21 protein-coding genes are annotated in these 18,484 nt (G+C 67.2%); 6 read left to right on the forward strand and 15 right to left on the reverse strand.

Annotation, left to right across the window (positions count from 1 at the left end; genetic code table 11):
- Positions 1-22: 22 nt before the first annotated feature.
- Genes rplW through rpsJ form a run of 4 tightly spaced genes read right to left on the reverse strand, consistent with a single transcriptional unit; the run spans position 23 to position 1,945 of the window.
- Positions 23-325, reverse strand: a complete 303-nt coding sequence (gene rplW / locus AB0876_RS18560) for a 50S ribosomal protein L23 (protein ID WP_064885135.1) — start codon at positions 323-325, stop codon at positions 23-25.
- Positions 325-975: a 50S ribosomal protein L4 gene (gene rplD / locus AB0876_RS18565; RefSeq protein ID WP_491837846.1), complete on the reverse strand. Its 651-nt coding sequence runs from the start codon at positions 973-975 to the stop codon at positions 325-327. Before rplD ends, rplW begins: the two co-directional genes overlap by 1 nt.
- Positions 975-1,625, reverse strand: coding sequence for a 50S ribosomal protein L3 (rplC, locus tag AB0876_RS18570; protein WP_044516127.1), 651 nt, complete (start codon positions 1,623-1,625; stop codon positions 975-977). Before rplC ends, rplD begins: the two co-directional genes overlap by 1 nt.
- Positions 1,626-1,639: 14 nt before the next feature.
- Positions 1,640-1,945 (reverse strand): 30S ribosomal protein S10, encoded by a 306-nt coding sequence (gene rpsJ, locus AB0876_RS18575; RefSeq protein ID WP_003883485.1) that lies wholly within the window; start codon positions 1,943-1,945, stop codon positions 1,640-1,642.
- 534 nt (positions 1,946-2,479) lie between these two features.
- Between rpsJ and AB0876_RS18580 the strand changes: the two genes are divergently transcribed.
- Entirely contained in the window at positions 2,480-2,968 is a 489-nt protein-coding gene (locus AB0876_RS18580) for a hotdog fold domain-containing protein (RefSeq protein ID WP_491837845.1), read from the forward strand.
- Between the two features lie 64 nt (positions 2,969-3,032).
- Here the strand turns inward: AB0876_RS18580 and AB0876_RS18585 are convergent, their stop codons facing one another.
- Positions 3,033-3,386 carry a nuclear transport factor 2 family protein gene (locus AB0876_RS18585; protein ID WP_491837844.1) on the reverse strand — a complete coding sequence of 118 codons (354 nt, stop codon included), beginning with the start codon at positions 3,384-3,386 and terminating at the stop codon, positions 3,033-3,035.
- A gap of 5 nt (positions 3,387-3,391) precedes the next feature.
- Entirely contained in the window at positions 3,392-5,005 is a 1,614-nt protein-coding gene (locus AB0876_RS18590; protein ID WP_526042585.1) for a carboxylesterase/lipase family protein, read from the reverse strand.
- Between the two features lie 106 nt (positions 5,006-5,111).
- Between AB0876_RS18590 and AB0876_RS18595 the strand changes: the two genes are divergently transcribed.
- Positions 5,112-6,365, forward strand: coding sequence for a cytochrome P450 (locus AB0876_RS18595; RefSeq protein ID WP_526042586.1), 1,254 nt, complete (start codon positions 5,112-5,114; stop codon positions 6,363-6,365).
- On the opposite strand, the gene AB0876_RS18600 is transcribed toward AB0876_RS18595, so the two are convergent.
- Positions 6,350-6,979 carry a TetR/AcrR family transcriptional regulator gene (locus AB0876_RS18600; RefSeq protein WP_448448227.1) on the reverse strand — a complete coding sequence of 210 codons (630 nt, stop codon included), beginning with the start codon at positions 6,977-6,979 and terminating at the stop codon, positions 6,350-6,352. The genes AB0876_RS18595 and AB0876_RS18600 overlap by 16 nt on opposite strands.
- 84 nt (positions 6,980-7,063) lie before the next feature.
- Here AB0876_RS18600 and AB0876_RS18605 point away from each other — a divergent pair, with 84 nt between their 5' ends.
- Positions 7,064-8,695 carry an MFS transporter gene (locus AB0876_RS18605; RefSeq protein WP_499049220.1) on the forward strand — a complete coding sequence of 544 codons (1,632 nt, stop codon included), beginning with the start codon at positions 7,064-7,066 and terminating at the stop codon, positions 8,693-8,695.
- Here AB0876_RS18605 and mftG read toward each other — a convergent pair.
- From mftG to mftA, 7 genes are all read right to left on the reverse strand, one after another.
- Complete coding sequence (gene mftG / locus AB0876_RS18610; RefSeq protein ID WP_499049217.1) at positions 8,625-10,043, reverse strand: mycofactocin dehydrogenase MftG; 1,419 nt, start codon at positions 10,041-10,043, stop codon at positions 8,625-8,627. The two genes, AB0876_RS18605 and mftG, sit on opposite strands and share 71 nt — an antisense overlap.
- Positions 10,044-10,049: 6 nt before the next feature.
- The gene (gene mftF / locus AB0876_RS18615) at positions 10,050-11,462 is read right to left on the reverse strand and encodes a mycofactocin biosynthesis glycosyltransferase MftF (protein WP_448448224.1); all 1,413 of its coding nucleotides are present in this window, start codon (positions 11,460-11,462) and stop codon (positions 10,050-10,052) included.
- A complete protein-coding gene (gene mftE, locus AB0876_RS18620) occupies positions 11,459-12,202 on the reverse strand; it encodes a mycofactocin biosynthesis peptidyl-dipeptidase MftE (protein WP_064885115.1) in 744 nt (247 codons plus the stop codon). Before mftE ends, mftF begins: the two co-directional genes overlap by 4 nt.
- 130 nt (positions 12,203-12,332) lie before the next feature.
- A complete protein-coding gene (gene mftD, locus AB0876_RS18625) occupies positions 12,333-13,517 on the reverse strand; it encodes a pre-mycofactocin synthase MftD (RefSeq protein WP_055109998.1) in 1,185 nt (394 codons plus the stop codon).
- Positions 13,518-13,521: 4 nt separating this feature from the next.
- The gene (gene mftC / locus AB0876_RS18630) at positions 13,522-14,706 is read right to left on the reverse strand and encodes a mycofactocin radical SAM maturase (protein WP_498885549.1); all 1,185 of its coding nucleotides are present in this window, start codon (positions 14,704-14,706) and stop codon (positions 13,522-13,524) included.
- 14 nt (positions 14,707-14,720) lie between these two features.
- Positions 14,721-15,035 carry a mycofactocin biosynthesis chaperone MftB gene (gene mftB, locus AB0876_RS18635; RefSeq protein ID WP_055110001.1) on the reverse strand — a complete coding sequence of 105 codons (315 nt, stop codon included), beginning with the start codon at positions 15,033-15,035 and terminating at the stop codon, positions 14,721-14,723.
- A 2-nt stretch (positions 15,036-15,037) separates the two neighbouring features.
- Positions 15,038-15,133, reverse strand: a complete 96-nt coding sequence (mftA, locus tag AB0876_RS18640; protein ID WP_003881928.1) for a mycofactocin precursor MftA — start codon at positions 15,131-15,133, stop codon at positions 15,038-15,040.
- Between the two features lie 93 nt (positions 15,134-15,226).
- Between mftA and mftR the strand changes: the two genes are divergently transcribed.
- On the forward strand, positions 15,227-15,832 hold the full coding sequence (gene mftR, locus AB0876_RS18645; protein WP_064886302.1) for a mycofactocin system transcriptional regulator MftR: 606 nt from the start codon (positions 15,227-15,229) through the stop codon (positions 15,830-15,832).
- Here the strand turns inward: mftR and AB0876_RS18650 are convergent.
- Positions 15,818-16,561, reverse strand: a complete 744-nt coding sequence (locus tag AB0876_RS18650; RefSeq protein ID WP_499049213.1) for a phytanoyl-CoA dioxygenase family protein — start codon at positions 16,559-16,561, stop codon at positions 15,818-15,820. The two genes, mftR and AB0876_RS18650, sit on opposite strands and share 15 nt — an antisense overlap.
- A gap of 94 nt (positions 16,562-16,655) precedes the next feature.
- Here AB0876_RS18650 and AB0876_RS18655 point away from each other — a divergent pair, with 94 nt between their 5' ends.
- Both AB0876_RS18655 and AB0876_RS18660 read left to right on the forward strand, forming a co-directional pair.
- The gene (locus AB0876_RS18655; protein ID WP_055111492.1) at positions 16,656-17,171 is read left to right on the forward strand and encodes an RNA polymerase sigma factor; all 516 of its coding nucleotides are present in this window, start codon (positions 16,656-16,658) and stop codon (positions 17,169-17,171) included.
- Positions 17,168-18,481, forward strand: a complete 1,314-nt coding sequence (locus AB0876_RS18660) for a VOC family protein (RefSeq protein WP_499049210.1) — start codon at positions 17,168-17,170, stop codon at positions 18,479-18,481. Before AB0876_RS18655 ends, AB0876_RS18660 begins: the two co-directional genes overlap by 4 nt.
- The last annotated feature ends 3 nt before the right edge of the window (positions 18,482-18,484 follow it).

The following is an 18,484-nucleotide window of genomic DNA, read 5'->3' on the forward strand; positions in this document are numbered from 1 at the left end:
TAAATCCTCTTAGTTCCCGGCGTTACGCCGGGGCTCCGAAAAGCTCGATCGGCTTGCTGCCGGCGGCCAGGGTCACGATGGCGCGCTTGGTGTCCTTGCGCTTACCGAAGCCCGAGCGGGTGCGCTTGCGCTTGCCCTGCCGGTTGGCGGTGTTCACCGAGCTCACCTTGACGTCGAAGATCTTCTCGATAGCGATCTTGATCTGCGTCTTGTTGGAGTCCGGGTGCACGACGAACGTGTACACGTTGTCCTCGATCAGCCCGTACGACTTCTCCGAGATGACCGGGGCCAGGATGATGTCGCGGGGGTCGGTCACGGTAGCCATCAGGCCGACACCTCCTCTTTCTTCGTGTTGGCCTCGATGTAGGCGTTCAGAGCCTCGACCGAGAACACCACGTCGTCAGCGTTGAGCACGTCGTAGGTGTTCAGCTGATCCGGCGAGATCACGTGCACACCAGGCAGGTTGCGGACGCTGCGGGCGCCGACCTCATCGGTGCGGCCGATGACGACGAGAACCTTCTTGTTCTCGGTCAGGCTGCCCAGGAACGCCTTGGCGCTCTTGGTCGACGGGGTCTGGCCCTCGATCAGTTCGGTGATCGCGTGGATGCGCTCGTTGCGGGCCCGGTCCGAGAGCGCACCGCGCAGAGCGGCGGCGATCATCTTCTTCGGGGTCCGCTGGCTGTAGTCGCGCGGCTGCGGGCCGTGGACGACGCCACCACCGGTGAACTGCGGTGCACGGGTCGAACCCTGACGGGCGCGGCCGGTGCCCTTCTGGCGGTACGGCTTCTTGCCACCACCGGACACCATGGCCCGCGTCTTGGTGGCATGCGTGCCCTGGCGCTTGGCGGCCAACTGTGCGTTGACGACCTGGTGCATCAGAGCGATGTTCGGCTCGACGTCGAACAGCGCGGCGGGCAGCTCCACGGAGCCGTCCTTCTTGCCTGCCGGCGTCTTCACATCAATTTTGAGAGTCATTACTTCTCGCCTCGCTTGATTGCGCTGCGGACAACCACCAGACCACCGTTGCGTCCGGGGATGGCGCCCTTGATCAACAGCACGCCGTTCTCGGCATCGACCTTGTGAACCTTGAGGTTCTGCGTGGTCACCCGGTCGTGGCCCATGCGGCCCGACATCCGGGTGCCCTTGAACACACGGCCCGGGGTGGCGCAGCCACCGATGGAGCCGGGGCGGCGGTGCACTGCCTGGGCGCCGTGCGAGGCGCCCTGGCCGGCGAAGCCGTGACGCTTCATGGTTCCGGCGAAGCCCTTGCCCTTGCTGGTGCCGGTCACGTCGACGTAAGCACCGTCGGCGAAGATCTCGGCGGTCAGCTCCTGGCCCACCTCGTACTCGGCGGCGGCAGCCTCGTCGACCCGGAGCTCAGCCAGGTGGCGGCGCGGGTTGACACCCGCGGCGGCGTACTGACCGGTGACGGGCTTGTTGACCTTGCGCGGGCTGATCTCGCCATAGGCGAGCTGCACGGCGCTGTAGCCGTCGCGCTCGGGGGTACGGATAAGGGTCACCACGTTGGGGCCGGCCTTGACGACCGTCACCGGGACGACTTTGTTGTTCTCGTCGAACACCTGCGTCATGCCCAGCTTGGTGCCCAAAATGCCTTTTCTAGCCATTTTTCTCGGGTCTCCTACTGGATGTTGACGTCGACACTGGCCGGCAGATCGATGCGCATGAGCGCGTCAACCGTCTTCGGCGTCGGGTCGAGGATGTCGATCAGTCGCTTGTGGGTACGCATTTCGAAATGCTCCCGCGAGTCCTTGTACTTGTGCGGCGACCGAATCACGCAGTACACGTTCTTCTCGGTCGGCAGCGGCACGGGGCCCACCACACTGGCACCGGTACGGGTGACCGTCTCGACGATCTTGCGCGCCGAGGCATCAATGGCCTCATGGTCGTAGGCCTTGAGCCTGATGCGGATCTTCTGTCCCGCCACGCTTCTCCTACCTCTACTTCGTACATCGGCCGGCCGTATCGAAGCCTCGATGGGAAAACCCACCGAAACCCGTCGGGCCTGGTCCCCGGCGCGGGTGCGCCGAGTATTTGCCGCCGCTGTTTACCTGTCTGTGGTCCACCGGCCCCCGCGGTCGGGCGTGTCGCCTTCGCGCACATTTTCTCGCCCTGAAAATCAGTCGCGATCTAATGTTGGGACCGGATGCGCCCGTGGGGGCGCGGGTCGGATGCCCGGCCAGGAATACCCGGCTCAAGGCAACCCGAACAGTATGCCCTAGATCTGGGCGTGCTCCAAATCCGCGATCGAGCAGGTCGGGGCCCGTCGGCGCGGCCGGCAGCAACGAGCCTCCAACTAGCGGATCTCCCAGTGTTTTCCGACCTCAGACACCCGTCGGCCGGACGCGGTCCGCGTATGTAGCGCCATGGCGGAAGAACGCGCTTCGGACCGCCACTGCGCTTCACCCGCGACGGCGCTGGTGACACTCTGCCGAACTTACTTTTGAGTAAGGTATGGCGCATGACGCAGTCTCCGGTGGGCACACCCAGCGCTACCTATAAAGCATGGAAGAAGTTGTCATCGCTGCCCGGCGGCAGCTGGGCGTTCTCCGCCGCAGCCATGGCCCGGGTGCCCTACTTCGCGTCGGTCCTCCCCCACGTCGTCCGGATGGAACCGGGACTGGCCGAGGTGACGGTGCCGAAGTGGTTCTACGTCTACAACCACCTGCACACCGTGCACGCCATCGCGTCGTGCAATGCCGCGGAGATGGCGATGGGCATGCTCATGGAAGCCACCGTGCCGACAACGCACCGCTGGATCCCCAAGGCCATGAATGTGCAGTACCTCGCCAAGGCCACCACCTCGCTGCGGGCCCGCGCCGAGCTCACTCCGCCGGATTTCGGGACCATCACCGAAGGCACCGACATCGTGGTGCCGGTCAGCATCACCGACCGCCACGGCGTCGAGGTGGTGCACGCCGATATCACCACCTGGGTGACGCCGGCCTAGGTCGCCGAGCGTGCCCTCAGATCGCGATGTGCGCCGAATCCGCGATCTGAGCGCACAGTCGGCGCTAGTCCAGATAGGTGCCGTGCCCTTCGCGCACCAGTGCGCCGTCGAACAGCAGCACCTCGTTGACCAGCCCGCCGTTCTGGTTGCGGTAGTGGATCACCAGGGCGGATTCGCCGCGGTAGGTCGCCAACACCTCGAAATGCAGGTCCGGCATGCCGACCAGCGCCGTCGTCCAGTAATGCCGTAGCGAGTCCTTGCCCCGCACCACACCGCCGGTCTCGGGGAAGAGGCGGGCGGCTACCGGTGAACTGAACACCACGTCGTCGTGGAAATGCGCGAGTACCGCGTCCACGTCGTGCGCGTTCCACGCACGCACCCATTCCTCGGCGAAGGCCTGCGGATCCGGTGTCGCCATCGAGTTCACTTCTCCCTCAACCCGGCCCAGAACGGGCATTGATGCTCATCTGGGTAGCCATTGTCGACGCGACTGCCGTCGGCCCGCAACGACATTCGGCCGTCGCCGTAGTGGGGCCAGTCCGGTTGACCGTCGACCGCCGGCTCGCCGGTGCGCACGAAGGCGCTCCAGTAGTCGATCATCTGGTCCGAAAGTCGCTGCTGCGCCGGGTCCAGCGGCGGCGCCCCGCCGACGTCGAACAGATAGCGGAGCTCCAGCGAGTGACTGGCTCCGACCGGGAAGGGCAGCGTTCGCATGACCTCGGGTGCGGGGGCAGAGCGATCGTTGAACTCGTAGGCGTAGACCGGTCCGGTGCGAGAGAGCTCACCGGCCATCCGCTCCGACACACAGCTGAATTCACCGTCGGTGACCGCCGCCGAATATGCCTGCGCCACACCGCCGTACCGATCGACGGGATAGTGTGCGCCGACGGCCGCGGCATCGGCACCGAACGTCTCGGACAGCAGCCGCGGGTAATCCCCCGCGACGTAGCGCTGTCCCAGGCGCAGGTAGCGCAACGCCACGAAGAGCGTGAACTCATCGCGGGTGGTGCCGATGAGCACCGGCACCGGTTCGGCCCGGTCTGATGCGAACGCGGCCAGCGGGGCCTGCGGAATCACAGTCGACCCGGTGACCGGACCGGTCAGCTCGTCGCTGCCGATATTGAAGTACCACACCGGTTTCCGCAGACTGTCCACCGGCAGGGCCCGCAGGCAAGTGGCCGCCACCGCGGGGTCGGGGCAGCCGGCAGCGGCCGCGTAGTCGAGCGAGCGGCGGGTCGCGGCGGCGAGATCGGCCTGGGCCTGGCACGGCGCGCTCATCAGGATCGCGGCTCGGAACAACCCCGCCGAGCCGGGTGACACCAGGTGGTCGCACACCGACATGCCGCCCGCGGATTCACCGGCGACGGTGACCTTTTCCGGATCGCCGCCGAAGTCGGCGATGTTGTCGCGCACCCACTGCAGCGCCGCCCGCTGGTCAGCCAGACCGTAGTTGCCGACGTCGCCACCGGCGCCCAGGGCCGGGTGAGCCAGGAACCCGAGCGTCCCGAGGCGGTAGTTGATCGTCACCACGACGATGTCGCCGTGCGCGGCCAGCCGTCCCGCGTCGTAGATGCCACTGCTGCCGCCGGCGAACGCGCCGCCGTGGATCCAGACCATGACGGGACGCTTCTCCTCCGAGACCGGCGGCGTCCAGACGTTCAGGTTCAGGCAGTCCTCGGCGGTGTTCGCTCCGCGTTCGGGATCGGAATCGGGGTCCTGGATGCACCGCGGACCCGGGCGGGTGGCGTCACGCTCCCCCGGCCAGCCCGGCGCGGGGACCGGTGCGGCGAATCGCATGGGGCCCACCGGCGCGGCGGCATACGGCACACCGGCGAACAACCGATGGTCGGATACCACTGTGCCGCGCAAGGTTCCGGCTGCGGTCCGGACCACTGCCGGGTCCTGCCCTTGCACCAGGCCGGGCGGAGTGTCAGCTGAACTGCCGGGCGTCGCCGCCCGGCCGCCACCCCGTGCACAGCCTCCCACCAGCATGGCCAACACTGCCAGCAACGCGACGACGCGACGCCCGGACCGCATGGCTGCGAGCGTACGGGGCCGATCGGCATATTCGACTCCCTTACGTGGCGCCGATCACATATGGTGGCAATTGACACCCGTCAAGTTCTGCCAGTGAGGAGTCTGTATGAGCGCGCCGACAATGGATGACGCCGCGAAGGTGCTCGCCGATCCGACGGCTTACGCCGACGATGCACGCCTGCACACCGCGCTGACCCATCTGCGCGCGAACAACCCGGTGGCCTGGGTCGACAATCGGCCCTACCGGCCGTTCTGGGCCATCACCAAGCACGCCGACATCATGGCGATCGAGCGGGACAACGAGCTGTTCATCAGCGAGCCCAGGCCCCTGCTGGCCACCGCGGCGGCCGACGATCTGGCCAAACAACAGCTCGAGGCCGGCATGGGCCTGCGCACACTGATCCACATGGACGACCCGCACCACCGCAAGGTTCGGGCGATCGGCGCAGATTGGTTCCGCCCCAAGGCAATGCGTGACCTCAAGGTCCGGGTGGACGAGCTCGCCAAGCGCTATGTCGACAAGATGCGCGACATCGGGCCGGAGTGCGACTTCGTCACCGCCATCGCCGTCGACTTCCCGCTCTACGTGATCATGTCGCTGCTCGGGCTGCCCGAAGAGGACTTCGGCCGCATGCACATGCTGACCCAGGAGATGTTCGGCGGCGACGACGACGAGTACAAGCGCGAGGGGGGCTCACTGGAAGATCAGCTCGCCGTACTGATGGACTTCTTCGCCTACTTCTCGACGCTGACCGCGTCGCGCCGCGCCAACCCGACCGCGGACCTGGCCTCGGCGATCGCCAACGGCACCATCGACGGGGAACCGCTGTCCGACGTCGACACCGCGTCGTACTACGTGATCGTCGCCAGTGCGGGACACGACACCACCAAGGACGCGATCTCCGGCGGACTCCATGCGCTCATCGAGAACCCCGACCAACTGGCCAGACTGAAGGCGCAACCCGATCTGATGGGCACCGCGGTCGAAGAGATGATCCGGTGGTCCACCCCGGTCAAGGAGTTCATGCGCACCGCCACCGCCGATACCACCGTGCGCGGCGTACCGATCGCCAAGGGCGAATCCGTCTACCTGGCCTATGTTTCCGGCAACCGTGACGAAGAGATCTTCGACAACCCACATCGCTTCGACGTCGGCCGGGATCCGAACAAGCACCTGGCATTCGGATACGGCGTGCACTTCTGCCTGGGTGCAGCACTGGCCAGGATGGAGATGAACAGCTTGTTCACCGAACTGCTCAGTCGGCTGGATTCCATCGAATTGGCCGGGACGCCAGAGCTTTCCGCGACCACATTCGTCGGTGGGCTCAAGCACCTGCCGATTCGTTACTCGCTGCGCTGAGTCTGCCCGGTCCGCCGGTGGGTGGCCAGGAAGCCATCCACCGCGGACTGCACGCAACGGGTGTAATCGAACTCGGCCAGCGTGCTGAGCTTACCCAACACGATCGGCCCCAGCAGTAGCGCGGCGGCCTGCGTCCGATCCACCTCGCCGAGTTCGTCGACCGCCTCGGGACTGTCGAAGATCGCCTCGAACGGCAACGCGTACTGCTCGGCCACCCGCTCGCGCAACGTCCGCACCTCGGCGCTGTCATCGGTCCGCCACGGCAACTGCTCCATGTCACCACCGAGCGCCAGCCACGACATAGCAGTGATGCTGATCGGAGCCTCGGCGATCAAGTCGGCCTGCGCCTGAACCAGGGCGATCAGCCGATCGCGGAGCGTTCCGTCCGCCGGCGGCATCGGCGCGGCCGGGATGAGTGCGCGAAATGCCGCTGCCAGCAAGTCATTTCCGCTCGGGAAGTGCCGGTACAGCGTTGCCCTGGCCACGTTCGCGGCCCTGGTGACCGCGTCCACCGTCACCGCACTGGGACCGCCCGACCGCAACAGCGTCGTCGCCGCCTCGAGCAACCGGGCCCGGGATCGGGCCGGACGCGGGTCACTGCTTTCGGCGGTCATGCGCCAACACCTCCACAAAAACAGACTTACCGTCTCGCTACGAGACTGATAGTCTCGAAACCTCACCGACCGAGGAGGCGCAGCATGTCTGACACCCTCGTCGATTCTGGCCAGGATATAGATCCCGGCCTGTCCTATCTGTCGATCCGGAAGCGATACTGGCTGCTCGCGGTCGCCTGCATGGACGTCTCCATCGTGATCGCCTCGATGGTGGCCCTGAACGCCGCGCTGCCCGACATCGCCCGCCAGACCGCGGCCACCCAGGCCCAACTCACCTGGGTGATCGACGGCTACACCCTGGTGCTCGCCTGCCTGCTGCTCCCGGCCGGCGCGATCGGCGACCGCTACGGCCGCCGCGGCGCCCTGTTGACCGGCCTCGTGGTCTTCGTCCTGGCCTCCGCGGCACCCCTGCTTTTCGACGATCCCGTACACCTGATCATTTCTCGTGCGGTGGCCGGGGCAGGCGCCGCCTTCATCATGCCGGCGACCCTGTCCCTACTCACCGCGGCGTTTCCGAAATCCGAGCGCAACAAGGCAGTTGGGATCTGGGCCGGCGTGGTGGGGTCCGGCGCCATCGTCGGCTTCCTCGTCACGGGTGGCTTGCTGCACTTCTGGGGATGGCAGTCCATCTTCGCCACCTTCGTCGTCGCCGGGGTCGGGTTGTTCATCCTGACCTGCACCGTGCCCTCTTCACGCGACGAACACAGCGCCCCGGTGGATTGGACCGGCGCCGTCCTGATCGGCGCGGCCGTGGCGGTCTTCGTGCTCGGCGTGGTCGAGGCCCCGATCCGAGGCTGGACGCACCCGGCGGTGTGGGGTTGCATGGCCGGCGGGGTCGTCCTCGCTGCTGCGTTCACCGTGGTGCAACTCAAGATCCGGCACCCGCTGCTCGATGTCCGACTGTTCGGAAAGCCCGACTTCGCGACCGGGGCAGTGGGCGTGACATTCCTGTTCTTCGTCAACTTCGGCTACTTCTACGTCAGCATGCAGTACATCCAGCTGGTCATGGGATATAGCCCGATCCAAACCGCAATCGCCCTGTGCCCGTTGGCCATACCGCTCCTGATCCTCAGTGCCACCACACACCTGTACCTGCCTCGGCTCGGCCTCCGGACCTGTGTTTTCGTCGGACTGCTGGTGATCTCGGCGGGGCTGCTGAGTATGCGCTGGCTGCAGATCGACTCCAGCTATCCGCAGTACGCCTGGCCACTGCTGATCATCAGTATCGGCATCGGGCTGTGCACGGCGCCGACGACCTCGGCCATCATGGGCGCGGTTCCCGACGAGAAACAAGGCGTGGCCTCCGCGGTCAACGACACCACTCGGGAAGTCGGTGCCGCCCTGGGCATCGCGGTCGCCGGCTCGATCCTGGCCGCGCAATACCAGAACCACCTGGGGCCCAAGCTGACCGGGCTACCCGCCGAGGTGCGTGAACCCATCCTGAGCTCACTGGCCGAGGCACTCACCGTGGCCGGGCATTTGGGTCCGCAGGGCGTGACCGTCGCCGGGCTGGCCAAGCAGGCGTTTCTCGACGCGACCAACTCGGCCCTGCTGGTGATGGCGGCGGTCCTGGCGGTGGCGGCGGTGTTCGTCGGGATCTGGGCTCCGGGCCGCGACGGTGAGCAGCTCCGAGTGATCCGGCGGCTCAGGTCGCCAGGAACTCCGCAGCCCGATGACCGATCATGGCAATGGTCGCGTGCGGGCCGCGGCTGGTGATGGCCGGCATGATCGACCCGTCGACCACCCACAGATTCTCGACGCCCAGCACCCGGCAGGTCGGATCCAGCACTGCCTGCACGCCGGTGCCCATGGGCGCCGTACCGGCCAGATGCTGCGATGTCGACCACGAAGCCTCACCGACTTCTGCTGTGTGACTGACCAATTCACGAGCCAGTTCCGCGCCACGGCGCAAAGTGTCGACATCCTCTGCCACCGTGTCATACCGATGCTCGATCACCGGTGCCACCGTCGGGTCGGCCGATGCCAACCCGACCCGGCCCCGTGAGTGCGGGCGCATCAGCGCCACACCGAGGTGCGGAAGTTCGGCAGGATCGTGCCCCGGCCCGTGCACCATGGCCGAAAAACCTGCGGTGTAGGGACGCACTTCGATGCCGTCGTCGGTGGTCAGCACAGCCTCCAGCGGCGGCAGGTCGTGAGTCGGCGTCCAGGAGACCGGCAGCACCCATTCCGGATGGTCCACGGTGTGCATGCCGACCGGCAGATCGGAGACCACCTCGATGCCGAGCGCTTCGAGCTCTGCCGCCGGCCCGATGCCCGACAGCAGCAACAGGTGCGCTGACCCAATTGCGCCAGAACACAGAACAATTCGTTCGGCACCGAGCACAGAGCCGTCTTCGCACTGCACTCCGACGGCCTGGTTCGCGCGGAACAGCACGCGGTGGACCCGGGTGTCCGTCACCAGCTGGAGGTTGGGCCGACCCAGCGCGGGTTGCAGGTAGGCACCACCCGGACCAACCCTGTTGCCGCCGTTGATGTTCAGCGGAACGGCACCGACCCCCGCCGGGAGTGCCGCCGCAGCGGTGGACCCATTGAGGTCGTCGATCCAGCCGAATCCGGTACCTATCGCTGCGTCGACGAAAGATGCTGTGCAACCGTCAAATTCGCGGACCCGCCGCACGGTGATCGGCCCGGCATCGCCATGCAGGGAGGTGTCGAAATCCAGATCCGTCTCGATGGCACGGAAGTGCGGCAGTACATCGTCCCAGCCCCAGCCCGGCACGGCCCACCGGTCGAAGTCTCCTGGCAGCCCCCGGCAGAAATAACCGCCATTGACCGCACCGGAGCCACCCACCACCGATCCCCGGATGATCTCGGCGTGCCGGGGCGGGTGTTCGGTCAGTACCGAGGCGTAGTGACGGACCACCGAACTGGCAGCCCCGATCGGCAGGCGCAGCGCATCGGTGATCTGCGCCGCCACCCGGGGGTCACTGGGCTCCGGACCGGCTTCCACGACCGTGACATGGCAGCTTGGATCGACGGAAAGCCGTTCAGCCAGAATTGATCCGGCGCTTCCGGCACCGACGATCAGGACGTCTCGCTCCAACTCGGGTTAGCTCCGAAGCTGCGGCTTGAGCGCGCCCAGCTGACGTTCACGCACCACACCGGTCCACAGGCCGATCCCATAGGCGAGATCGTCCAGACGCTTGAGCAGGATGTGGGTCAGCAGGCCGACGGGCTTGGTGTCGTCGTCGGCATTGCCGCGTCGGGTCGCCCAGTCGACCACACCGTCCAGCACCGCGGCCACCAGGACCGCGTGTCTGGCCCGCCGGAACATCAGGGCGGCGACGAGGGCGACCGGCCAGTAGTGCCGGCAGATCGCCGAACACAGCTGCAGAGCCGCCGACCACAGCCCGCGCGCGGTCACCGCGGCGACCTCGGTGGGTTCGGTGTCGACCGTGCTGAGGGACCGGGCGATACGCCGACCGGTGAAGATCGCGATCACCACCGAGCCCAGGTACCCGAAACACGACCCCATCGCAAGCAGCAGCCAGACCATCAGCGTCCACCCGGAGATCACCACAGGGGCCGTCTTGCCTGGATGGCGGACCGTCAACGGAGCTGCCGAAGTGCCGTAGAAAGCCTTGCGGTTGAACCACTCTCGCAGGTCTGTCCGGTGATCGTGGGCAACCAGCGCAATGGGCTCATAACGCAGGCGGGACCCGGTTTCGACCAGGCGCCAGCACAGATCGACATCCTCACCGGACTGCATGGTCTCGTCGAAGCCGCCCACCGCGGCCAGCGCCGCGCGCCGGCAGATGATCGCCGCGCTGGGTACGTAGGACACCGGGCCATAGGGCACCACCGGTGCCTCGCGCACCCCGAGGTCCAGGGACGAACGCACCGCCTCGTACCTGGCCACCACATTGTCGGCGGTGTGCAGTCCGACGATGCGGGGTGCGACCAGCGCCACGGCCGGGTCGCAGAAGTGGCCGAGCAACGCCTCGAGCCACCCGCGCCGAGGCACCACGTCCGAGTCGAGGAACGCGACGAAATCGGTCTCCGTCGCGGCGAGGCCGGTGTTGCGGGCGGCCGCCGGACCGTTGCTACGGAAGTGCCGGAGGACCTGCACGTCGCAGTGCATCCCGGCGAATTCTGATTGCGAGACCGGAACCGCCGAGCCGTCGTCGACCACGATCACCCGAAGGCCCCGCAACGCCGAGATGAGCCGGTGCAGACCGGATACGTTGTCGCGCACCGGGATAATGACCGTCACATCACGGTGGGACGGACCGCTGGGCGGACGGGGATGGGCGACCGTGGCGTCGAGCAAAGTCCGGGCCAGTTGCGCACTCTGCGCGTCGTGCACCTCGAGACGGCCGCCGTTGAGCATGGTCTGCGCCGTCGGCGCCAGCCGCAGCAACCGGGTCGGCGACCCGCCGAGTAGGGCCGCGCCGGCCCCCAGCACCTTGACACGGCGATCCACCTGTACGGCAAAACCGTCGGGCAGCCTCGGTCCGGTCATGTCAGCAATCCGTTCCGGTCCGGTTGCCACCGCCGTATCCGACCGGCGCAGCCGTTGACCATCTCAGCAAAGATACGCTCCCCCTCGGCAGCCGTGGCGGTTGTCGGGTCACCCAGCACCCCGACTTCGCTTACGGCCGCGATCCCGCCACTGCGCATCGCCGGCATGAGCTCGGCCAGCGGGGCGGTGTTCCCGGGAGCCAGGCCGTCAGCCCAGACATCGCCGGGCGAAATATGTAGCAATACAGATGTTTCGGTATGCCCCGCGTGTGCGTCGGCGCCCGCGGCGATGCACGGGACCCAGCCGACGTCGCGGCTCTCCTGGCGCAACAGGGCCACCGCAGCGGCCAGCGCCTCCACATTCCCCCCGTGACCATTGACGAACACCAGACGCGACGTCCAACTCAATGCGGAACGCCCGTACTCCAGCAGCAACAACCGCAGGGCCGCGGTGCCGATCGACACCGTGCCGGGGAACCCCTCGTGCTCGCCGCTGGCCCCGTAATGGACGGGCGGCGCGACCACCCAGTCACCGGACGACGCGTCATCGACGTGCTCGAGCAGCGCATGCGAGACTGCGGCGGCGATGCGCGTGTCGGTGTCCAGAGGCAGGTGCGGACCATGTTGCTCGGTAGAGCCCACTGGGACGATCAACATTGGCGACATGCTGCGTAGCTGTCTCGACGTTGAGTTCCCGAGCCCGCTGGGGAAAGCCACGTGCCGATGGTAGGCCCAATTCACCTACTGTGCGCCAATTGTTGGAGCACAGGCAGCAATTGATTTGCCGTAGCTTTCCCGGCACCGGTCGTGAACATCACGTACGTCTCTCCCGCCACCCCTGTCACGCTGCACCTCAGGGTGAACGTCAGTGTCAGGCGCGCGGCACACCGAGGGTCCGGGTGAAGCCCTCCGGCACCAGGATGTCCTCCGGTGTCAGGTCGTGGATCGACGACTTGCCCAACCCGCGCAGCGCGGAGTCGATGCCGCCGCTGAGGATGTCCAACACGTTCTCGACACCCGCCTGGCCGTTGGCGGCCAGACCCCACAGATAGGCGCGGCCGATCATGACCGCCCGGGCGCCCAGCGCCACGGCCTTCACGACATCGCTACCCCGGCGGATCCCACCGTCCAGCAAAACCTCGACCTGATCCCCCACCGCGTCGGCGATGGCAGGCAGGCAGCGGATCGCCGCGGGCGTGCCGTCCAGGTTGTTGCCGCCGTGATTGGACACCGTGATCGCCGAAACACCCGCATCCACGGCACGTTTGGCGTCGTCAACCCGCACCATTCCCTTGAGCAGGAAAGGACCGCCCCACTGCTCCCGCAACCAGGCGATGTCCTCCCAGGTCGGGGGCGGGGTACCCATCCACTGCCCGTAGGCCTCGAAGAACGTCGGCCCCGGCTCGCCGGCGCGACCCTGGTTCGGCACCCGCAGGTCCGGCGGACGCAGGTGCTTGCCGAAGCTCCACAGCCAGCGTGGCTTGGTGAGCACCTCCGGAGACATCCGCAGCATCGTGCGCAGGTCCATTCGCTCCGGGATCTTCGGGCTACCCCAGTCGCGGCCGTGGCTGAAGCTCCAGTCGGTCGTGGCGATGAGCCCGACGGCGCCGGCGTCCTTGGCCCGCTGCACACGCTCGGCGATCTCGTCGCGCGACCCGAGCCAGTAGATCTGGAAGAAGATCTTGTCGTTGACCGCGGTGACTTCCTCCATCGGCTTGCTGGCGAAGGAGGACAGCCCCATGGCCGTGCCGCGTGCTGCGGCGGCCCGGGCGACGGCCACCTCACCATCGGGGTCAACGGCCTGCACGCCGGTCGGCGAGATGATGACGGGCATCGAAATATCCTGCCCCATCACCGTTGTCGCCATCTCACGCTTCTCCGTGGCACCCACCACGTGCGGCGCGAAACCGAGCTCGGCGAACGACTCCACGTTGTCGGAGACCGTCACGCCCTTCTCACTGGCAGAGATCAGCGAGGAGTAGGCGGACTTGGGCAGCCGCTTCTTCGCCCGCTGCTGGGCAATGGCGACGGTCTCGAACCAGGTATCACGAGCCATGGGGTTACACCGGACTTTCGTTACAGATGCGGGCGGGCGGCTTGGTCAGCAACTTCAGTGCGACCGGGCCCTGCTTGGTGCCGCGGGAGTGGTCACCGCTGGGCTTGGGTTTGACGCGCTCGGCCGCGAGGGCGGGCTCGCCCCAGCCTTCGACGCACTCGGGATCCGGCCCGTCCATCGGCAGACCGGTGAAGAACTTGGCAGCCATGCAGCCGCCGCGGCAGGCGTCGTAGTGTCCACAGCCGCTGCAGGCGCCGGCCGACTGGGGCTCGCGCAGTTCGCGGAAGAGCGGGGAGTTCTGCCAGACGTTCTGGAATCCGGCGCCGAAACCGGTGTCTTCCAGAATGTTTCCGGCCAGGAACTTGTCGTGGATGGCGAACGGGCAGGCGTAGACGTCGCCCACCGGATCGATCAGGCACACCACGCGGCCGGCGCCGCACAGGTTCAGCCCGGCCAGTGCACCGGGCTCACCCAGCCCCGACAGGTGGAAGAACGAGTCACCGGTCAGCACCCGCTCACCGTGGGCGACCAGCCAGTTGTACAGCTGGCGCTGCTGCTCCGGGGTCGGGTGCAGCTCATCCCAGACATCGGCGCCACGGCCCGACGGGCGCAGCCGCGTGATCCGCAGCGTGGCACCGTAGCGGTCGGCCAACGCCTTGAACTCGTCGAGCTGGTCGACGTTGTGGCGGGTGACCACCACCGAGATCTTGGCGTCCGAAAAGCCGGCGGCGGCAAGGTTTTCCAGTGCACGCACAGCCATGTCGAACGAACCCTTGCCGCGCACCGCGTCGTTGACCTCGGCGTTGGCGCCGTCCAGGGAGATCTGCACATCGACGTAGTCGCTGGCAGCGAGTTTCGCAGCCACCTCGGGCGTGATGCGCACCCCGTTGGTCGAGAACTTGACGCCGACATGATGGGCGGTTGCGTAATCGACAAGTTCCCAGAAGTCCGGGCGCACAGTCGGTTCCCCACCGCCGATGTTCACGTAGAACACCTGCATGCGTTCCAGTTCGTCGATGATGTCCTTGCACTGCTGGGTGGACAGTTCACGAGGATCGCGCTTCCCCGACGAGGACAGGCAGTGCACACACGCCAGGTTGCAGGCGTAGGTGAGCTCCCAGGTCAGGCAGATGGGGGCGTCGAGTCCGTGTTCGAACTGCTCGACGAGCCTTGGAACAGGCGTGCGCACGGGCGCAACAGAAGTCATTGTGGATTCCCGGGGATGAGCATCTTCGAGGACACCAGCACGCTCAGCGCGTGCAGGTAAGGGCCTTGGTCGGAGTCGGCGATACCGACAGCGCGACACGCGGACCGGGCGTCGGGGTGGTCAGCCAGTGAGTTGACCACCTCGACGACCGTCCGGTTCTTCAGAAACGACAGCTTGCGGGTTCCGAAGTGATACAGCAGGGCACCGAACGGCTCCGGCCGCACCGCCACCTGGTGGTGCAACCGCCAGCTGACATTCGGGTCGAAGACGACGCCGACGTGCCCGGCCGTATCGGCAACCTGTGTAGACACGGTCAGTAAACCCCGCACATACCGTCGATCGAGACCTCTTCGACGAGCGTCTCGGTGACGAGCTGGGTTTCGGTTTCGGCCTGCGGGTTCTGATCCATGAATCGCACCTTTCCTGTAACTGTGGGTCTCGACAATTGTGACCTGAGTCGCAAGAATATGGCATCGAGTGCACAAATGGAAGGGCGGGTTTTATGCGGCAGGGATCCGGGCCCCGCGTCGGCAGGCGTCCGTCCACCACGCAGGACCACATCACCGACGTCGCACTGGCATTGTTCGCCGCCCACGGCTTCGACGAGGTGAGCGTCGACGACGTGGCCAAAGCGGCCGGCATCGCGCGACGCACGCTGTTCCGCTACTACGCCTCCAAGAACGCCATCCCCTGGGGAGACTTCGACGCCCACCTGCAACACCTGCGCGACCTGCTCGCCGCGCTGAGCTCCGAGATCCCGCTGGCCGAGGCCCTGCGCGAAGCACTGCTGTCGTTCAACACCTACGACGCCCAGGAGATGGCCCAACACCGCCTGCGTATGCGCGTCATTCTGGAAACCGCAGGGCTGCAGGCATATTCGATGACGATGTACGCCGGATGGCGTGAGGTCATCGCCACCTACGTGGCCCAACGCATCGGCGCGACCCCAGAGGACCTGATGCCTCAGACCGTCGGATGGCTGATGCTCGGAGTCGCGCTCTCGGCCTACGAACACTGGCTTGCCGACGAGTCCGTCGCACTGCCGGACGCCATCGGCCGGGCCTTCGAAGTGGCGCGTCCGGGGTTGGAGCGGCTAGCCCCGCAGTAACCCGTCCCACGCTGCCGCCAGCGCCGCCGGGCCCTGCGGACCGAGCCTCTCGGTGAGCAGGATCGGCGCCTGCGACATGAAACGCGGTGAGCGACCGCGATGTACATCGGCGGCGTGCGCGGTGAACGGATGCAGCACGTACATGTCGCCGGGCCGGCCCGTCGCATGGTCCACCGGACAGGTTCGGCTGGCCACGTCCACCATGGCACCGGCCTCGATGAACTCGACGGGGTCGGGCCCGAGCACCCGGGCGACGTCGCGATGCGAACCCACCCGAATCCGCGTCGGCGCGTCGGCGGGTCCCACCTCGGACAGCAGGGTCAACACCAGGACGGTGTGCGGACGCCCGCTGACCGTCCACTCCCCGCCCGGCAAGGGGGTGTTGGCGTCGACGTGCCAGCCCCGGTCCGCTGCGGGCGGATCGACCGGAAACCGCACCGGGATGTTGCCCAGGGCCCCACGCGGCAGCCAACCTCCTCGTCCACAGATCGCGTCCAGGGCATCGGTGAGCGCTGCGTTGTCCACCAGTTGCCGGAACGGGCCGGCGCCGGTCAGATCGGCCGTCCACACCACCGCACTCGTCCACGACGCGGGCTCATCCGGAGACAGTCCGATCTGCGTCCAGAGCAGATCCCGCGCGGCATCGGCGATTTCGGCCGGCGCGGCCTGCTCGACCTTGACGAACCCGTCCCGCTTGAATGCCTCGACGTCCACCACGCCGACCACCATGACGCACCTCCCCTGACCGGCGCCAATGGTTTTCCGGCGAAAAAACTTCGCCCAAGGCCGTCGGAGTTCGGTGCCCGGCGGCGACGATAAGGGTGTGAGCGCCGAAACAGACGCTCCGCGGGCGCTGCTGAGGTGCTACGACGAGGCCCTGCCTGCGGTGTACGGCTACTTCGTACGCCGCTGCGGCGACCGCGGAACCGCCGAAGACCTGACGTCGGAGACGTTCCTGGCCGCCATGGACGCGGCCCGCAGACCGTCGCCGCCGCAGATCTCGGTGCCGTGGTTGATCGGGGTGGCCAGGCACAAACTCGCCGACCACTACCGCCGCCGCCACGACCGGTTCACCGTGCCGGTGGCCGAACTGCCCGAACCGGTGGACCCGGCCGATGACTGGGACGCGGAACTGGATCGCATTGTCGCCGAAGCGGTTCTGGCCCGGCTACCCGAACAGCACCGCACCGTGCTCGCCCTGCGTTACCTCGACGACTGCTCGGTGGGTGAATGCGCCGAGCTGATCGGGCGCACGGTGCATGCCACCGAGGCTCTGCTGGTCCGGGCCCGCCGAGCCTTCAGAGCCCAGTACCCGACACCGGAGGGAGGGACGTCGTGATCAACAGCCACGATCCGTTGACCGTGCTCAGCGGCGACGACCCACCGGTCTCCCCCGACCCGGCGTTCGCCGCCCGGCTGCGCGCGCGGCTGGAATCGGCGCTCACCCTTCCCCAACGCACCGAAGGAGTTGACATGAGTGGAACCGAAACTGCCATCGCCGAACTGAACGAGCCCGCGGCCACGCCGGCCACCCCGGCTCCCCCACGGCCCGGGCCCGATTCGCGGCCCGCCGCGGCCGCGATCCCGTACCTGGCCGTGGCCGGTGCCCGTGAGGCCATCGCCTGGTATGCCGATGTCTTCGGCGCGTCCGTCGTCGGCGAGACGTACGAGATGGACGACGGCCGCATCGGACATGCCGAGCTGCGGATCGGTGACGGCGTGCTGTACCTGGCCGACGAATACCCCGAGCTGGGCCTCAAAGCACCTGTATCACAGATTAATTCGGTGAGTCTGATGCTGCATGTGGCCGACACCGACGCCGCCATGGAACGGGCGCGCGCGCTCGGCGCCGTCGTGCACCGGGAGCCCTACGAGAACTACGGGGCGCGCAACGCCACGATCATCGACCCGTTCGGCCACCGGTGGATGCTGTCCGGACCGGTCACCGGCGCGGCCGTCACGATCCAGCACGGCGATGTCGGATACGTCTCGGTGTGGGCTCCCGACGCCGCACGCGCCGCGGCCTTCTACGGCCACGTGCTGGGCTGGACCTACGACCCGGCCACCGGCCAGGTCACCAACACGCGACAGCCCATCGGCATCTTCAGCGTCGCGGGCGCCGGCAACCTGTTCTGCTGCTACGCGGTGACCGACCTGGACGGAGCACGCCAGGCGATCCTCGCCGGCGGCGGCCAACCCGGCCAGACCCAGGAATTCGACTTCGGCACCGTGCTCGACGCCACCGATCCGGCCGGCACCCCGTTCGCAGTGTTCCTGCCGACACCGGGCACGCCGCGGCCGGAACTGAACGGCGCAGGGCCAGGCGAGCTTTCGTACCTCACCTACGAGGTGCCCGACTCGACGGCGTTCAAGGAGTTCTACAGCCGAGTCTTCTTCTGGACCTTCGAACCCGGCCGGATCAACGACGGTTGGGGCGTACAGGGCAGTCAGCCGATGTCGGGGGTGGCCGGCGGCGCCGAGAGAGCCACCGCTGTGCCGATGTGGACGGTCGCCGATATCGACGCCGCGGTCGCCCGGGTCCGCGAGGCAGGCGGCACCGTGCTGCAGCAGCCGTCACGACAGGACTACGGCTTCATGGCCGAGTGCACCGACGACCAGGGTGTCCGCTTCTACCTCGGCCAGGTCTAACCG

Origin of the sequence: Mycobacterium sp. NPDC049093, assembly GCF_040704635.1 — a bacterium.
Classification (GTDB): domain Bacteria; phylum Actinomycetota; class Actinomycetes; order Mycobacteriales; family Mycobacteriaceae; genus Mycobacterium.

What these genes read in the sequence shown, in the direction of transcription:
- rplW (WP_064885135.1), bottom strand. Translation starts at nt 325, where the DNA reads ATGGCTACCGTGACCGACCCCCGCGACATCATCCTGGCCCCGGTCATC.
- rplD (WP_491837846.1), bottom strand. Translation starts at nt 975, where the DNA reads ATGACTCTCAAAATTGATGTGAAGACGCCGGCAGGCAAGAAGGACGGC.
- rplC (WP_044516127.1), bottom strand. Translation starts at nt 1,625, where the DNA reads ATGGCTAGAAAAGGCATTTTGGGCACCAAGCTGGGCATGACGCAGGTG.
- AB0876_RS18580 (WP_491837845.1), top strand. Translation starts at nt 2,480, where the DNA reads ATGACGCAGTCTCCGGTGGGCACACCCAGCGCTACCTATAAAGCATGG.
- AB0876_RS18585 (WP_491837844.1), bottom strand. Translation starts at nt 3,386, where the DNA reads ATGGCGACACCGGATCCGCAGGCCTTCGCCGAGGAATGGGTGCGTGCG.
- AB0876_RS18590 (WP_526042585.1), bottom strand. Translation starts at nt 5,005, where the DNA reads ATGCGGTCCGGGCGTCGCGTCGTCGCGTTGCTGGCAGTGTTGGCCATG.
- AB0876_RS18595 (WP_526042586.1), top strand. Translation starts at nt 5,112, where the DNA reads ATGAGCGCGCCGACAATGGATGACGCCGCGAAGGTGCTCGCCGATCCG.
- AB0876_RS18600 (WP_448448227.1), bottom strand. Translation starts at nt 6,979, where the DNA reads ATGACCGCCGAAAGCAGTGACCCGCGTCCGGCCCGATCCCGGGCCCGG.
- AB0876_RS18605 (WP_499049220.1), top strand. Translation starts at nt 7,064, where the DNA reads ATGTCTGACACCCTCGTCGATTCTGGCCAGGATATAGATCCCGGCCTG.
- mftF (WP_448448224.1), bottom strand. Translation starts at nt 11,462, where the DNA reads ATGACCGGACCGAGGCTGCCCGACGGTTTTGCCGTACAGGTGGATCGC.
- mftD (WP_055109998.1), bottom strand. Translation starts at nt 13,517, where the DNA reads ATGGCTCGTGATACCTGGTTCGAGACCGTCGCCATTGCCCAGCAGCGG.
- mftA (WP_003881928.1), bottom strand. Translation starts at nt 15,133, where the DNA reads ATGGATCAGAACCCGCAGGCCGAAACCGAAACCCAGCTCGTCACCGAG.
- mftR (WP_064886302.1), top strand. Translation starts at nt 15,227, where the DNA reads ATGCGGCAGGGATCCGGGCCCCGCGTCGGCAGGCGTCCGTCCACCACG.
- AB0876_RS18650 (WP_499049213.1), bottom strand. Translation starts at nt 16,561, where the DNA reads ATGGTGGTCGGCGTGGTGGACGTCGAGGCATTCAAGCGGGACGGGTTC.